This window comes from Kluyvera intermedia (genome assembly GCF_034424175.1).
In the GTDB taxonomy this organism is placed as follows: Bacteria; Pseudomonadota; Gammaproteobacteria; order Enterobacterales; family Enterobacteriaceae; genus Kluyvera; species Kluyvera intermedia.
This window is the reverse complement of the sequence record NZ_CP139986.1, coordinates 2783423-2798284: the sequence shown is the minus strand read 5'-3', so window position 1 is coordinate 2798284 and position 14862 is coordinate 2783423. Positions and strand designations below refer to the sequence as shown.

Genomic DNA, 14862 nt, shown 5'->3' with positions numbered 1-14862 from the left:
ATAAATGCAAAAATGACTCCCGGAGGTCCAGTGAAAGAGAAATCTTTCAATATGAAACATCGCAGGGAGGACTTTCAGATCCTTTTTTGCGATATACATGAAGCATTGCTGGCTCAAAGTCAGACTGTCTCACTATCAGCGCTGCGAACCAACATTGAAATTCTGCACCATCTTGGTCGCCATTTCGGATTACCTCATCACTTTTTGACAGTACCTGTACAAGGCAAGCCAGGAAAATTAATCGACGAGTTATTACGTTTCCAGACGGAAAGCAACACGCACTATCGCTATGTCGCCGATCCATTCTTAACTCCGGACTTTGAATCTCGCCTCCGGGTTAACGTCCGCAGGACGCTTATTATCTGTGGTTTTTCCGCTGAGGTAGGGGTGTATTTCACAGCCATAAGCGCAGTACACTCAGGCTTCAGAGTCATCATACCTGTTGACTGCATAGGAAGTCGTTCGCTGCGCACTGAATCGGTAGCTTTAAGACAGCTTGAATCAGCTGGAGTAGAAATCATTTCCCTGTCTACTTTGGCTGCGCTAATGGAACCCGATTTTTCGACCGAAGCGGGTCAATTTGTACTGAAGCAGATGAGCTGTATAAAATATTGAACCTTTAAACTGATGTGCATTTATACGCCAAGAACTATCAAAGTACTGACAGTTTTCTTGCACCAGAAGCGTAAGACTATCCATGGGTTGAGACTTACCATGGATTTCAGAGTCGATTGAGGCCTAACTTTTGAGGGCTGCAACAGCAGCCCTGACATCCAGCTTTGCCGGTTTACTTGGTAGTGAAGCCACCATCAACGGCGATGGCCTGACCAACCACAAATCCTGCCTGTTCGCTACATAACCAAAGTACTGCACTGGCAATTTCATCTGAACGGCCAAGGCGTCCTGCGGGGATCTCTTTTATTACCGCGGCCATATGTTCCGGCGCAGTTGAGAGAGCCCTCTGCACCATCGGGGTCTCGACTGGTCCAGGGCATACCGCATTCACATTAATCCCTATTGGGGCATACTCAAGAGCTGCACTTTTAGTTAGGCCGATGACACCATGCTTCGATGCGGTATAAGCGCCCAGATTGGCAATGCCGGCTAACCCGCTGTTGGAAGAGCAGTTTACGATCGCACCACTTCCTTGCTTACGCATTTGTTTCAGTTCGTGCTTGAGACAGTTCCAGACGCCGCGCAAGTTTACCGCTATAGCTAAATCGAAATCCGCTGCTTGTGCATCGGCAGTGTTTTCCACAGGAACATGTAATCCAGCATTATTGAATGCCAAATCCAGGCTGCCGAATGTCGCCACACACATTTCAACCGCGTTTGCTGCATCACTTTCACTGGTGACATCACAACGTACAGCGACGGCTTTGTAGCCAGCATCTACCAGTTTTTGCGCTTCAGACTCAGCAGCCTTTAAATCCAGATCTGCGAGCACAACAGATGCACCTGATTGCGCAAAAGCGACGGCAGTCGCCAGACCAATTCCGGATGCCGCTCCCGTCACCAATGCAGTCTTCCCATCAAATCTGATATTCATATCTTTACCTTAGAAATAATTATTGCCTGAGCTAATGAAAAAGTATGTTCCGGACATCGTTTTTACCGTCCTGGAGTTGCGTTTTCTTCAGCTGGTATCCAGTCGAAGGTGTATGGGTCCGGCCCACGTCGGCCAGCTTCGTCCTTGTTAAGCTTATCGATTACCAAAAGTTCTTCAGCCGAGAGAGTGAAGTCGAAGACTGATATGTTTTGCGCCATGCGTGCAGGGGATGCTGTTTTCGGGATCACGATGCGACCCTGCTGCAAATGCCAGCGTAAAACGATCTCGGCAGGCGTGCGTCCATGATTTTCTGAAACTCCGGCGAGTGTTGTGTCGTTCAGGACCGCAGCCTGGCCCAGTGGACTCCAGGCCTCAATAGCGATACCTTTTTCGGCGCATACGGTGAAAAGCTCCCGCTTCCCATAATAGGGATGAACCTGAATCTGGTTTACTGAGGGGATGTGTCCGGTCTCGTCGATGATCCGCTGAAGGTGCTCAGGCTGGAAGTTTGATACTCCAGCTGAACGCAGCATTCCTTCATCGATAAGCTGGATCATAGCGCGCCACGTAGAGACATAATCTCCGTCGTAAAGGGTTGGCACAGGCCAGTGCATAAGGAACAAATCGAGCTTATCGACGCCCAGTGAAGTCAGTGTATCCTCAAATGAACGCCGGACATCCTCAGGGCGGTGGTTCCCGTTACCGAGTTTACTGGTCAGGAAAAAATCGCCATGATGCAGGCCCGCTCTAGCAATACCCAGGCCCACACCTTTTTCATTTGCATACATCTGGGCCGTATCGAAATGCCGGTATCCAGCTTCGATTGCAGCCAGCACGCCCTGGGCCGTAACTTCATGGCTTTGTAGGCTATTGTCACGAGGAGCAAGATCCATGGTGCCAAAACCAATCTGTGGAATCATTACACCATCGTTTAATGTGATTTCTGGAATGTCAGGAGTTGTCATTGCGTATATTCCCTTCTGGAACTTAGGTTTAACGTATGTCTATGGTGAACCCCGGCGGAGAGGTAACTTGGGTGGCTAATTCCAGAGCCTCTGGAGAATTGTTGCTCCGGATAAAACAGGAAGTTAGTTATCTACTGTCATGAATTTTGACTAATAATCTAGCCGTTATCGCTTAAATTGCAGTAGTAGGATCCTTTAAAATATTTGTCTAATTCTCCAGATCTACAGAAGAAATGTGGACTTGATGTTGCCTTTAATTCTAGAATTTTAAGTATGAGAGGGGGGAATATGAATAGTTGGGAACCAGGTCGTTTAGAGGCCTGTCGGGCGGAGCTGGTTGAACTTATTGCGCAGGCACAACCTGATGAAGGACAAGTTGAAGTCCGCCCTGGCTTATATCTTAATCGTATCTCATCTCCTCATTATGCCGTTCACGGTATTCTGGAACCATCCTGTTGCGTGGTGGCCGAAGGAAGCAAAGAGGTGATACTGGGAGGGGAATCATTTCACTATGGCGCGGCTCACTACCTGATTGCCACGATGGGTGTACCGGCATTTGCCCGGATCGTAAACGCCAGCCCAGAGAAACCCTATCTGAGTATGCGCTTTCTTCTCGACCCGGCTATAGTCACCTCAGTCATTCTGGATTCAGGAATTATTCGCCAGCATGGTAAATCCTCAGGAGGTGCAAAAGCCGTTGATGTAGGCGTCTTGGGTGTGGACATGCTGGATGCAGCATTACGGCTGGTAAGGGCGTCTAAATCGGCTGATGAGTATCGGGTTTTAAGTCCCTTAATTTTCCGTGAGCTCGTTTATCGCCTTCTGACAAGTTCCCAGACCACCCGATTAAATCAACTAGCTCGTTTCGGTGGTCAGGACCACCGCATGGTAAGAGCAGTCAAGATATTATCAGATCAATATACCCAGCCGCTTCGCATCGAAACAATTGCTCACCAGCTTGGGATGAGCATTTCAGGATTTCATGCTCATTTCAAAGCCGCAACCAATATGTCCCCAGTTCAGTTCCAGAAACAGCTTCGATTGCAGGAGGCCCAACGACTTATGCTGAGTGAAGGCTTCGATGCAGGGCAAGCTGCATATCGTGTTGGTTATGAAGACCAGTCCCATTTCAGTCGCGATTACAAGCGCCAGTATGGCGAACCGCCAGCACGAGATATTGCGCGATTGCGGGAAATAACAGTTCAGAGTATGAACGTTTAATCAAAATATTCGCTGTTATGAGGGCATCTTAATCACTTTGCCGATTAATGAGCTGAAATGCCAATGTCCGCTTCACGCTCAAAGCGGACGTTTTCTCTGGGCAGCCACGAGCTTACATCCAGCGTAAGAAATTGTATGTGAGTAAAATCAAACGTATATGCATGATCTTTATAGAAAATACGTGCGTTTAAAACCCGTTTTTATCGGGCCTAACCCTTTCCCCAAAACAAAAATCAAGCTATTGATAATCAGTAAGTTATGAAAGGGAAGGAGTGGTTGTTTATCAAGTTTAAAACAGCTATTTTATCAATCTATTCATGATATTAGTGACGCTTCTTTAATGTAATGCTGCGCCATATGGAATGGTTCGAAGCCGCTGACCTGATCGTCAAAGGCACCGAATGCGCAATCGCCGCTAAGACCGTGACCTATGACTTCGAACGTCTGATGGAAGGCGCTAAACTGCTGAAATGTTCAGAGTTTAGTGACGCGATCATCAAAAACATGTAATCCAGAATCTGGATTTAAAAACGGGAACCTATGGGTTCCCGTTTTTAATTCATCATGATTATTCCGTGGGGTTGATAAAATTTTCCGAGTGCAATAACCGATTATCTTTCGACCAATAACGACGGTTTACCTCGCCGACATCGACCACCCATTTAAATACTCCCGCGTTGGCCAGCTCTCGACAATACTGATCAAAAAGAGTAACTCCGCTGAAATGGCGCCTGGCGGCAATGCGTGTTAAAGATTCACTGGCGTGCTGAGTGACTTTAATTAATCGTCGCTCACTTTTTAATGATAGATAGGTGTCTGCCGTCGTCACAATTTGCACGTTCCCTGTTGCGACAAAGTATATGTAGTAGGAAATATCGTTTTGTTTTAATTTTGTCAAAAATTGAAGAAAGTCTGACTCACATCTGACTTGCTCAAAAAATCCGTTGAGCATTTCATTAAATTCCATTTTCGTTCCCTGAATATGAATGTTGTATTACGCCTGATATTTTTTACTGAAATGAATGATTAGATAGTCGCCAATTACAAAATAGAATAAAAATATCGTCACCATTCCGTTTTTAAGGGAAGGGATCAATAGGAATAATGCTTAGATTGTTACTTAATGTTTCTATTGTGGCGATGATTTTGATGGCTTGCAAGCGATGAACATCCTAAACTGGTGGGATTAACATAAGGAGATAGCAATGTTAGAAGGGTACTTCGATCTAGACAACGCCACTGGCGCTGACGCCTCTGAAAACCGTAAGCGCTTGCTGGCTGTTCAAGCCGCGTTAGAGATATCTAAAGCGTCGGTTTCAGCCTCCACCGCAAACTCTGGGATCCGCTCCCAGATGGACCTGCGCAACGTTTCGCAGGAAGTTGCGGCGCTGGCCGATGCTATCCAGGATGCGCTGGAAATCGGTGAGTAATTACCGTTGCCGCCTTCGGGCGGCTATCTCCATTTTTCCCTCTTTGCAAAGCTGGATATAAAACAACCAACTTCTCCAATCTTTTCCCCGCGAATCGATTTATGATAAATCAGAGAAGATGATCGGTTACGACGTGACTTACCGCATCGGCGATTCAGCAGGGCAAATCCCGAAAGGAAAAAGCCCCCGGCATGCAGCTCCCACTCGATGGTAAAGGCCTGTCAGTTTTGAATGATGTTTATCGGCTAAATCGATGCCCCGTGATTTTTTATAATCAGGGCGTTTTATCTTCAGAGCCTATTAACTCCAGCCTTGTTTACTGCGACGGGTATAAGGTAGTACGGATAATAAAGCCAGAACCGCTAATACCATTCCAATCCATAAAGCTGAACGTAAACCAAATCCTGACGAAATGGCCATTCCACCTAAATAAGAACCACCACCTAATCCAATATTGATAACGGAAGTATGAACGGCATTGACCATTGGGCCTGGATGCGCCACGCTGACAATTCTTGCCATCATTGCCGGATTCATCGGTACGCCTGATAGGCCGATGAGTATGACAGCCAGAATAGCAATAACCTGATATTGCACAAATAGTGCCATGCCGAGCAAGGAAATAGTTAATATTGTTAAGCCGACAACCATAACAGCTAAACTATGACGATATGCAAGACGTCCCGTTACCATATTTCCGATAATATTGGCTAACCCATAAAGCATCAGAATGAAGGGCACTGTCTGCATTGTAAATCCACTGACATCAGTCAGTACGGGAACAAAATAACTGAATGCCGCAAAACTTGCGCCCAAAATCAAACAACTGGTTGCACAGGCTTTCCAATAGGCTTTATTTCTAAATGCCTTAATCTCTTCAGCCATCTTGATAGCACTGCCGCCGCTCATTTGTGGCAATAAGCGTACTAATGCTAACAGGCATATGAGAACCAGGACCGCGACCAGACCAAAACTCATTTTCCAGCCCCAGTACTGGTCTATGATGGTCGCGATAGGTACACCAAAGACATTGGATACCATAAAACCTGCGATCACTATTGATGCGGCACGAGGGCGATTTTCTACAGATACAAGAGCCATGCTTGTCGCGAGTGAAAGACTTAAACATCCTGCACACAAAATACCTGTCACGATTCGAATGGCAACTAACACATTGTAATCAGAAACAAAGACGCTAAATCCTTGTACGATAACATATAACCCTAACAGCCATAATAACGTTGCGCGATAGGGGGCTTTAAACTTAAGAAAGGCGTAGGTTAATACCGGGCCACCTAGCATTACACCGAATGCATAATATGAAATCAAATGTCCGACTTCACCGACTGTAACACCAAATGCTTCAGATAGCGTGGTCATCATACCCGCCACCATTAACTCTGCTGTACCTAATGAAAAAATAGCTAACCCTAAAATATACACGACTAATGGCATGGCTTTTTATTTTCCCCTTGTATTGGAATGATCGTTACAAAAATGGATGTAAGTAATTATTGCATTTTTACGTTTGAATTTATAAGTTGATTAACAGACCAGCGACAACATCTTCGAGGATTTTTCTATCTGAAATATTTTTATTCAGTACACGTAAACCGTAGTAGCCTGCCATAAAGCCTCTCGCCATTTCGACGGCTGATGCTTTACTGTTTAGTTCACCGCTTCGTTGACCTTCAATAAATACCGCTACCAGCGTTTGTTCTAAATGCTGACGATATTCATTATTCAGGCTAGCAACGGCTTCATCTTTACTGCCCATCTCCAGGGCTGAAAATAAGACCATCGCATCATGCTGCTCTGGCTGAGAAAGATCTTCGGCAATACCCCAAAGCAGAAGGGTATGCAGTCGCTCTTTTACCAGGCCTGATTGTGTGAGTATTGTTAACTGTGCTGACATAGTTTGTTCATGGCTGCGCAACAACGCTTGCTCGTAAAGAGCTTGCTTGCTACCAAAGGCATTATATAAGCTTCCCCGCCCTAATCCCGTACCATTGCATAAATCTTGCGCAGAGGTGCCTGCATAACCATTGGCGCTGAAAACAGCGACGGCAGCATCAATGACATCCTGATCTTCGAACTTTCGTGGACGACCTGGAAAGGTTGGTTTTTCAGCACTCATAGAGATGGGGGGCTTGAAATGAGTTGATGCGGCATAGTATTGATTATGGAACGATCAGTCAAATAATTTTCATAAAAAAATCAGCAGTCTTTTTATCTCCTCTGCAAAGCGAGGCCCTGCCAAACTGGCTATAAAAAATCAGCTATAACCCATCAGGATTTAAGTTTGAACCCTATTCTCGCGGTATAACCACCTCGACAAACCTTCGCGGTGACATGCATATTAACCCCGGCGCTCCTGGCCTGAACCCAAAATTACATGATTGTTTTTTGCACACCTGATAACGAAAAGTTGAATATTATTTATATAAAAGATGATTAAGATTTACCTGTACCTTCAACTACAGGAAGAAATAAATGAACAAATTCGTTACCCTGACATTGTTATCATCCTCTGTCTTTGCACCTGCTGCATTTAGCGCTCCTGCTGGCACACTTAGCGTTCATATTCTGAACCAACAAACGGGGATTCCTTCAAAAGCGGTTACTGTTACGTTGGAAAAGCAGAACCCGGCTGGCTGGGATATGCTTGCGAAAGGTAAAACCGATAATGATGGCCGCATCAAGTCTCTGTATCCTGATAATCAGGACATGCAACCTGGGGTGTACAAAGTCACATTCAAAACGGGAGATTATTTTAAGAGTGAGAAGCTGTCTTCATTCTTCCCGGAAGTGCCGGTGTTATTTACGGTGACAAAGATGAATGAGAAGCTTCATATCCCGCTCTTACTTAGTCAGTATGGGTACTCCACCTATAAGGGAAGCTAATATTTACTTCTCCGAAAAAACGCATATCAAGGGCCTTAGCGCTTAAGGCCTGCCCGAATCTACCCCCGCTATTGCAGTTATCAAACGAGTAACAAATGCGTTACCAGGATTGATCGCTTTCTCTTCTGCTCTCAAGTGGTACACTAAAAATGTGATTTCAATCATGACCTGCGTAAAAACAAAAAAGAGATACTGCTATGCAACATATCATTGAAGGATTCCTCAACTTCCAGAAAGATGTTTTTCCAGAGCGTAAGGAACTCTTCCGCAGTCTGGCTTCCAGTCAGAATCCAAAAGCACTTTTCATCTCCTGTTCAGATAGCCGTCTGGTGCCGGAACTGGTCACACAGCAAGAGCCGGGCCAGCTGTTTGTAATCCGCAACGCGGGTAACATCGTGCCTTCTTTCGGCCCCGAACCCGGCGGCGTGTCGGCGACGATTGAGTACGCGGTGGTTGCATTAGGGGTGACGGATATTGTCATCTGCGGCCACTCCAACTGTGGCGCGATGAAAGCTATCGCCACCTGCCAGTGCCTGGATCCGATGCCTGCCGTTTCGCATTGGTTGCGTTACTCGGACGCCGCAAAAGCGGTCGTTGAGAAGAAAACCTTTGAGAATGAAACGGATAAAGTTAACGCGATGGTCGAAGAGAACGTTATTGCTCAATTGAACAATATCAAAACTCACCCATCCGTAGCGGTAGGTCTGCGTGACGGGGCAATCCGTTTGCACGGTTGGGTCTACGATATTGAGAGCGGAGCGATTCGCGCGCTGGATAAGAACAGCAAATCATTCGTCTCGCTGGCAGAAAACCCGAGCGTTTTCTTCGAGTAGGCTAGCCTTTCTTAATCAACTTTAGCACTCCGCGTCGTGGTGTACGTTGCGCAGTGTTATTGGTAATCACATAGAGAAATGGACGCCAGGCCATAGCAATATCTCCCGTTAGCGATGTATTAAACATGGCAAAACGGGCCGGCCGGGCACTCCAACAAAAGTATGAAACTGTCTGATATCCTTCAGGCATTCTCGCGATTGCCAAAATAAAAACGGGAGTCTCAGACTCCCGTTTTTTTGTGCTTAACTCACTACCACCCGCACACGTCGTGTTCGTTTTCGGTATCGTAAGCACGAACGGTATTGATCAAATCTTTAACAACGTCAGCCGCAACATCAGGGATCAGCAGTTCCATCGGTGTTTCAGTTTCGTAATCAACAGAAATACCGTTGCTGTTGTTGGTGATGGTCACCGTGTAGGTTGCCTTGCCCATTTTATTGCCCCTTGTGCGAATTAACGACTTTGCCCAGACCTTTTCCCTCAAGCGTCGCGTCCGGATCGGCAAAGAAATCGATATTAAAGTAAGTATCATCGGTCAGTATTTCGATACGGTGCCATTTTTGCGGTGGAGAGATACCAAAGGAGCCGGCTTCAATGACCACTTCGACATCCGGCTCGGTTGCATCGCCGTCAGGAAAACCGAAATAGCGGACGGCTCCCTGCATCACAGAAAGACGACCATAAACATGGGCCTTGGTGTTGTGATGAGTGAAGAGGGCTTTCGGCGCGGTATCTTTGGTCCAGAACGGTGTCGAACGCGAATGAACAAAATTTTCAGGAATGCGTAACATAGATGGCTCCTTACTACATGGCTTTACAGGCCTATAGAGATTTCAGCACATCAGCTTCGACGAAGAAGTCGATGTTAAATACGGTGTCGTCGGTCATCGTTTCGATGTAATGCCATTTCTCTGGCGGAAAAACGCCAAAGTGACCGGCTTCTATAATCAGTTCACTTTCCGGTTCGGGTGACGTTTCAGACGCGAAACCCAGATAGCGAATCGACCCTTGATGAACGGAGAGTCGTGGATAAACTCCCTGGCGCGTCCCTTTATCGAGGTGACGCTGGAAAATACCGGCTGGCGCCGTGTCCTTGTTCCAGAACGGCGTGGAACGGGTATGAATACAACTTTGCGGAATGCGTAGCATGTTTTCCCCCTATACGTTGAATGTATTAAATCACAAATTTAGTGAGCTGTTTATCGGAAAATGCATTTTAAATACAACTTACGGTTAGGGTTAAATTTATGATCTTTTTACCAGCGGCTTTGTGAAAGTCCGGCAACAAAAAACATTCAATTTATGCTTCATTAATGTTACAAATACAGCGAAATATTGTGAGAACAGCGTCGGGAGGATACGATGATTCTTGAGAAACTGCGGACGCCGAATGGCAAAAAATTTCTGCTTTCCGCTTTAGTGGTATTTGTTATTGCCGTCATAGTGGTGGGACGGGCGACCTTTGGTGGTGTAGTCAGCGAATATAATTTACCGTATTCGCAATGGACGACGAGCATGTTTGTACTGCAAGGTGCCATGGTCATGGTTTACAGTTCGATTTTTACGGTGCTCTTTTCGATCCCGCTCGCCTTTTTATTTTTAGGCTCTGAAATCCAGCGTTAATTCTGACAGGCGAGTATCCTGCTCGCCTTCCTGAAATCCTATTGCCATTGTGAACAAAGCCTGACACGATCAAATCCCCGCTTGCGGTATTAATCACCCATAATGATTCAGATACGAAATGAAAACGTACCGTGACGCCTCGATGAGTCACGTAGGTGGCGTTTCAAGGATTTAACCCATCGGTACGGGGTATCAGTGAGAATTATTCAGGATAGTCTACGCAAAAAACAATCTCTCGTTGCATCGGCAGCGGTGACCTGTCTGCTTGTTTGTACAGCCATTTTTTTCTTCTACCAGCGCTCTGTCGCGCGAGTTAACGAAGGTATAAACGCGCTACAAAGCCAAATGGTGTCAATGTTTAATGACAATGAGTTGATGGCAGAGGCGACGGGCGTGCGCTATCAGCAGATCAGCCGTCATCGCTTGTGCGGTGATGACTCGTTGTTTATTCCCCGAGGAGATGCATGGGGGATAAATGCCGATCCCAACGCTTTTGATACCGAACACGGCACATTAATCACCAGGAAACCTGATGACAGCGCTCGCTGTATCTACACTGCTGCCGAATACATACGAAGCAAAGTCCGGGCGTTGAACCCCGAACAGCACGATATTCATCGCTATCTTATCGCCAATGATGGCCGCTGGTTTTACTGGTTTAACCCAGCCGATTCCGCGCCATTTAATTTTGAGACTTCGCAAATGGCGAAAAACCCTCGTCATTTTTTTAGCGAGCCGGAAATGTTTTATGACCGTGTCTTGCAAAAAAGCTTACGTAAAAAGTCGCAGAGTGCGACTCAATTTTACGGTGATAAAATTACCGGTGACCTGGGATATAGTATCGTCAGCTACATCTACGATCTTTCAGCAGGCGAGCCAAGCAATAATATTGTGGCTTATCTTGTCTACGATCTTTCGCGTGCCGAAATTCGACGAATGCTCATGTCGGCATTTAATCACCAGATACCTGAAGGATTAATTCTTGGACTCCAGAGCCGTCAGACCGGGGAATTGCTGTGTATTGTCGGTAATTGCGATTGGTTTGATAACTATCGAATTCATCAAATATCTTTACGCTACGAAATCAAATACGCGCAGCCTGTCTGGCTTTTTGTGACTCAGGATTTCTGGGCATTAATGATGTTGGTTCTGGCCCCCGTGCTATTGGTTCTGCTGTTCCTGTTTTTCCGTTTTCACTTAAATCGAGCGGACTTACGTTTCTACCGTGACCCGCTGACAGGCTGCTTTACGAGGAATATTTTTGCCCTTGTCCAGCAGCGTTCATTGCCGTTTAGTACGGTGATCCTTTTCGACTGTAACAAGTTTAAAGCCATTAACGATAACTATGGGCATACGGCTGGAGACAAAGCGCTACAAGCCATCTCAGAGTGTATGCTGACAGACGTTCGCGCCAATGCTGATTGGGTTATCCGCAGCGGCGGTGATGAATTTATTATCCTGCTAAACCGCACGGATATTGCGCATACGCACATGATTGCTGAACGAATTGCGGCCAGGATTGCCGTTTATCCCTTTAGCCCGCAAGGGCATCCGGTACCCTTATCGGTATCCTGGGGCGTTGCGCCGTGCGTGGACTCACTGGATGATGCTATTGGGCAGGCTGATGCGCAGATGTATGAGATGAAGAAAAAACACGGAGAAGGGCGATAAGCCGGTAAATATCCGGCTTATCATTGCATTACCACCAACCAAACTCCACACCCACTACGGTAATGATGGCGATGGCTAACATGATTATCGTGGTCTTTCTCATTGTGCTCCTCCTGGCAGCGCATAGCCGCCAATAAAGAACCAACCCAGAAAGACAACCGCGATAAAGAAAATAACGATAGGGAAGGCGATACCCAATCTCATGGTGACATCCTGATTGTTATCAATAGACAGCGCGTATAATACTGTAATTACCCCAGTCGCTGTGCGCTAATTTCCGGGCGATGGCGAAATTTTTTGTCCTGATACATCTCGCTATCGGCAGCACGCAGCGCAGCGTCTGGATTCATTTCATTGGGATCTACCACCACCGTGCCAATACTGGCGCCAGGATAATGAATAATTGTGTCGCCCAACAGATAATCACCAATCAGGAGCTTGCGCAGCGTTTGACTAAACTGTTCAAGCTGTTCAGTCGTACGTGAGAGTGTTGCGACCATAAACTCATCACCCCCTAATCGACCCAACTGGTCCTCAGCAGTAATGCCTAATTTCAGCCGCTGCCCAACCTGCTGTAAAAATGCATCGCCCGCCTGGTGCCCATAACAATCGTTGATCATCTTAAATTTATCGAGATCGATAAAGGCGAGCAGTACCGAATGGTTTAAATGACGTGCCAGCGAGAATAAGACTTCCAGATTCTCAAATACGGCGCGACGGTTTGGTAAGCCGGTCAACACGTCGGTGTAAGAGTGGTAAATAAGCGCCGCGTTCGCTTCCTGCAGTTGCGCCACCAAAGATTCTTTTTCGATGTAGCGCGCGATGATACTCGCGAACAGCGCAAGCACATGTTCACTGTTAAAGCTCAGTGGTTTTTGCGCAGTGCTGGTGGCACAAAGCGTTCCGTACAATGAACCATCGGTCAGATGAATTGGCGTGCTGAGGAAGGTGGTGATCCCTAACGCTTTTGCCGCATCGCAATCACTCCACTGATCTGGAACGTGGTCGCTGTAGAAGCAATGATCGTCCATCGCACGCTTGCACAGCGTATCGCCCCACGGTACGGATAAATTCTCCGGGATGGTCATCTCACCGCTGTTACGCGAATAAACAATATGCTGCAGTTGAGCCTCGGTATCAATTTTCGTCAGATAGGTTGATTCCATATTGGTGACCAATCCCAGCATCTCAAGCAGTTGTCGAACAAGGCCTTCCAGCGACTGTTCAGTGGCAAGTGTTTGCGACACTCGTGCAAGAATGATATCTGACATGAAAACGAAGGCCCTCAACGATAATGTGTTTGATAGTGTATGATCCTAAACGAAACTGGATTCACTAAATTTTATACATTATGTATCGAGAAGGTAAGCGTTGTGTGACCAAAAGGTGGCATATCGTAGGTTGGTGGCTTGTTGTAGCAGATAAAAAAAAGCCCCATCGGGGGCGATGGGGCAAAAATAACTCATTGATTATGGAATGTTCTGTTCTCTGGTCAGTAGAGAACGAGACAGATAATACGTCGCAAAAGTGTAGTTAAATTGAAGAAATTATGGAGTTTAAAGCTAAACTCTCGCCAGAAACTATGGAGATAAAATGTTGAATCGTGTGTGCTTACTCTTCCCGTTATTCCTGATCGGCTGCGCAACACATGCCGAACCAGAGGCGCCTAAACCACCACAGATCGGTATGGCCAATCCTGCTGCTGTTTACTGCCAGCAGAAGGGCGGAGAAAGCCTCCGCCAGGTCAATGCGCAGGGTGAATCAAGCCTTTGTAAGCTGCCCAATGGTGAAACCATTGAGGAATGGGCGCTATGGCGTCGCGATCACCCACAGAATAAATGACAGTAAATTATCCTTCCAGTACACTACGCCTCTAAGATAATTCTGATTAACGAGAGATGTATGTATTCGCTTAAACCGGGCACCACCGCCATCATCATCGGTGCCCGCACTCCTGTCGGCCGCGCTAATATTGGTAAGAGCGTGGAACTGTTTGCACTGATTAATCCAGGCGAACGCTGTTTGAATCCGGTTAATGGCGTGATGACAGAGCTGGCTGCTGACGCACCTCGCTCGCTGTGGTTGGTTACCGGGGATGTCAGTGCGAGTGAAAACCAGTATGGTTTTGCGTTTGTGCGAGCGGAATATTTGCTACCGTTAACGCCCGATGTGCTACCGGCAAAAGAACGCGTTGCGCTGATAGGGTAACGCGACGACAGATGACGTCGCGTCGTAGTGAGTTACAGATTCTTCAGCCAGTCGGCGAGCACCCGTGCGTGATTTTGCGTGGTGTTAGTGGCGGCGTAAATCAGCGTCAGCCCCTTATCTTGCGCAATTTTAGCCAGGCGCTGGCCCTCTTCACGATGGTGTGAAAGCTCTTCGCGATAGTGCTGGCAAAAGGTGGCAAAGTCGATAACTTCACCGTGGTAGGCTTTGCGAAGCTCGGCTGACGGGGTGAGGTCTTTGCACCACTCATCGAAGATAAGCGCCTCCTTTTTAATGCCACGCGGCCAAAGTCTATCAACCAGAATACGGTAGCCGTCATCGGATGCGGCGGCGTCATAAACGCGTTTACACTGGATCATATCCTTCCTCCCTTTATCCTTTTTTGACCATACCACAAAGAATCGTCGGGTTCGCTATCAGGGTGTTGCTATTCGGTCCA

20 protein-coding genes and 2 pseudogenes are annotated in these 14862 nt (G+C 46.7%); 11 read left to right on the top strand and 11 right to left on the bottom strand.

Translation table 11 applies throughout. From position 1 onward, the window contains the following. The first annotated feature begins 30 nt into the window (after positions 1–30). The gene (locus U0026_RS13565; protein ID WP_062774802.1) at positions 31–615 is read left to right on the top strand and encodes a cysteine hydrolase family protein; all 585 of its coding nucleotides are present in this window, start codon (positions 31–33) and stop codon (positions 613–615) included. Between the two features lie 172 nt (positions 616–787). Here U0026_RS13565 and U0026_RS13560 read toward each other — a convergent pair whose 3' ends face one another. Together U0026_RS13560 and U0026_RS13555 are read right to left on the bottom strand one after the other, a co-directional pair. Continuing rightward, entirely contained in the window at positions 788–1549 is a 762-nt protein-coding gene (locus U0026_RS13560; protein ID WP_062774801.1) for an SDR family NAD(P)-dependent oxidoreductase, read from the bottom strand. Positions 1550–1611: 62 nt separating this feature from the next. Next, entirely contained in the window at positions 1612–2514 is a 903-nt protein-coding gene (locus U0026_RS13555; RefSeq protein WP_062774799.1) for an aldo/keto reductase, read from the bottom strand. Between the two features lie 288 nt (positions 2515–2802). Here U0026_RS13555 and U0026_RS13550 point away from each other — a divergent pair, with 288 nt between their 5' ends. Both U0026_RS13550 and U0026_RS13545 read left to right on the top strand, forming a co-directional pair. Further along, on the top strand, positions 2803–3735 hold the full coding sequence (locus U0026_RS13550) for an AraC family transcriptional regulator (RefSeq protein WP_062774797.1): 933 nt from the start codon (positions 2803–2805) through the stop codon (positions 3733–3735). 342 nt (positions 3736–4077) lie between these two features. Further along, positions 4078–4245: pseudogene (locus U0026_RS13545) on the top strand (NADP-dependent isocitrate dehydrogenase); the annotation flags it as partial. Between the two features lie 58 nt (positions 4246–4303). Here U0026_RS13545 and U0026_RS13540 read toward each other — a convergent pair. After that, positions 4304–4702 (bottom strand): DUF1398 domain-containing protein, encoded by a 399-nt coding sequence (locus U0026_RS13540; RefSeq protein WP_062774795.1) that lies wholly within the window; start codon positions 4700–4702, stop codon positions 4304–4306. Positions 4703–4940: 238 nt separating this feature from the next. Here U0026_RS13540 and U0026_RS13535 point away from each other — a divergent pair, with 238 nt between their 5' ends. Both U0026_RS13535 and U0026_RS13530 read left to right on the top strand, forming a co-directional pair. Continuing rightward, positions 4941–5165 carry a hypothetical protein gene (locus U0026_RS13535; protein WP_062774794.1) on the top strand — a complete coding sequence of 75 codons (225 nt, stop codon included), beginning with the start codon at positions 4941–4943 and terminating at the stop codon, positions 5163–5165. A gap of 91 nt (positions 5166–5256) precedes the next feature. Continuing rightward, positions 5257–5401, top strand: a pseudogene (locus U0026_RS13530) (glycine zipper 2TM domain-containing protein); the annotation flags it as partial. Between the two features lie 64 nt (positions 5402–5465). Here U0026_RS13530 and U0026_RS13525 read toward each other — a convergent pair. Together U0026_RS13525 and U0026_RS13520 are read right to left on the bottom strand one after the other, a co-directional pair. Further along, positions 5466–6620: an MFS transporter gene (locus U0026_RS13525; RefSeq protein WP_062774792.1), complete on the bottom strand. Its 1155-nt coding sequence runs from the start codon at positions 6618–6620 to the stop codon at positions 5466–5468. A gap of 79 nt (positions 6621–6699) precedes the next feature. Next, positions 6700–7302 (bottom strand): TetR/AcrR family transcriptional regulator, encoded by a 603-nt coding sequence (locus tag U0026_RS13520; RefSeq protein ID WP_062774790.1) that lies wholly within the window; start codon positions 7300–7302, stop codon positions 6700–6702. Positions 7303–7658: 356 nt separating this feature from the next. On the opposite strand from U0026_RS13520, the gene uraH reads away from it, so the two are divergent. Together uraH and U0026_RS13510 are read left to right on the top strand one after the other, a co-directional pair. Further along, entirely contained in the window at positions 7659–8069 is a 411-nt protein-coding gene (uraH, locus tag U0026_RS13515) for a hydroxyisourate hydrolase (protein WP_062774789.1), read from the top strand. Positions 8070–8266: 197 nt separating this feature from the next. Then, positions 8267–8902 carry a carbonic anhydrase gene (locus U0026_RS13510; RefSeq protein WP_062774787.1) on the top strand — a complete coding sequence of 212 codons (636 nt, stop codon included), beginning with the start codon at positions 8267–8269 and terminating at the stop codon, positions 8900–8902. A gap of 251 nt (positions 8903–9153) precedes the next feature. Here U0026_RS13510 and U0026_RS13505 read toward each other — a convergent pair whose 3' ends face one another. From U0026_RS13505 to U0026_RS13495, 3 genes are read right to left on the bottom strand one after another with little or no spacing between them, the layout of a single operon-like run. Further along, the gene (locus U0026_RS13505; RefSeq protein ID WP_062774785.1) at positions 9154–9336 is read right to left on the bottom strand and encodes a DUF1869 domain-containing protein; all 183 of its coding nucleotides are present in this window, start codon (positions 9334–9336) and stop codon (positions 9154–9156) included. 1 nt (position 9337) lies between these two features. Next, complete coding sequence (locus tag U0026_RS13500) at positions 9338–9694, bottom strand: DUF1971 domain-containing protein (protein ID WP_062774783.1); 357 nt, start codon at positions 9692–9694, stop codon at positions 9338–9340. A 31-nt stretch (positions 9695–9725) separates the two neighbouring features. Beyond that, positions 9726–10052, bottom strand: coding sequence for a DUF1971 domain-containing protein (locus tag U0026_RS13495; RefSeq protein WP_062774781.1), 327 nt, complete (start codon positions 10050–10052; stop codon positions 9726–9728). 213 nt (positions 10053–10265) lie between these two features. Here U0026_RS13495 and U0026_RS13490 point away from each other — a divergent pair, with 213 nt between their 5' ends. Beyond that, positions 10266–10526, top strand: coding sequence for a DUF2534 family protein (locus tag U0026_RS13490; protein ID WP_062774779.1), 261 nt, complete (start codon positions 10266–10268; stop codon positions 10524–10526). A gap of 354 nt (positions 10527–10880) precedes the next feature. Beyond that, positions 10881–12197 carry a GGDEF domain-containing protein gene (locus tag U0026_RS13485; RefSeq protein ID WP_228552153.1) on the top strand — a complete coding sequence of 439 codons (1317 nt, stop codon included), beginning with the start codon at positions 10881–10883 and terminating at the stop codon, positions 12195–12197. A 99-nt stretch (positions 12198–12296) separates the two neighbouring features. On the opposite strand, the gene U0026_RS13480 is transcribed toward U0026_RS13485, so the two are convergent. Further along, positions 12297–12401: a YoaK family small membrane protein gene (locus tag U0026_RS13480; protein WP_126440770.1), complete on the bottom strand. Its 105-nt coding sequence runs from the start codon at positions 12399–12401 to the stop codon at positions 12297–12299. 47 nt (positions 12402–12448) lie between these two features. Continuing rightward, positions 12449–13468 (bottom strand): GGDEF domain-containing protein, encoded by a 1020-nt coding sequence (locus U0026_RS13475; protein WP_062774776.1) that lies wholly within the window; start codon positions 13466–13468, stop codon positions 12449–12451. A gap of 322 nt (positions 13469–13790) precedes the next feature. Here U0026_RS13475 and U0026_RS13470 point away from each other — a divergent pair, with 322 nt between their 5' ends. Together U0026_RS13470 and U0026_RS13465 are read left to right on the top strand one after the other, a co-directional pair. Further along, complete coding sequence (locus U0026_RS13470) at positions 13791–14039, top strand: putative hemolysin (RefSeq protein ID WP_062774774.1); 249 nt, start codon at positions 13791–13793, stop codon at positions 14037–14039. A 60-nt stretch (positions 14040–14099) separates the two neighbouring features. Then, on the top strand, positions 14100–14405 hold the full coding sequence (locus tag U0026_RS13465; RefSeq protein ID WP_062774772.1) for a hypothetical protein: 306 nt from the start codon (positions 14100–14102) through the stop codon (positions 14403–14405). Between the two features lie 32 nt (positions 14406–14437). On the opposite strand, the gene U0026_RS13460 is transcribed toward U0026_RS13465, so the two are convergent. After that, complete coding sequence (locus tag U0026_RS13460) at positions 14438–14782, bottom strand: DUF488 domain-containing protein (RefSeq protein WP_062774771.1); 345 nt, start codon at positions 14780–14782, stop codon at positions 14438–14440. Between the last annotated feature and the right edge of the window lie 80 nt (positions 14783–14862).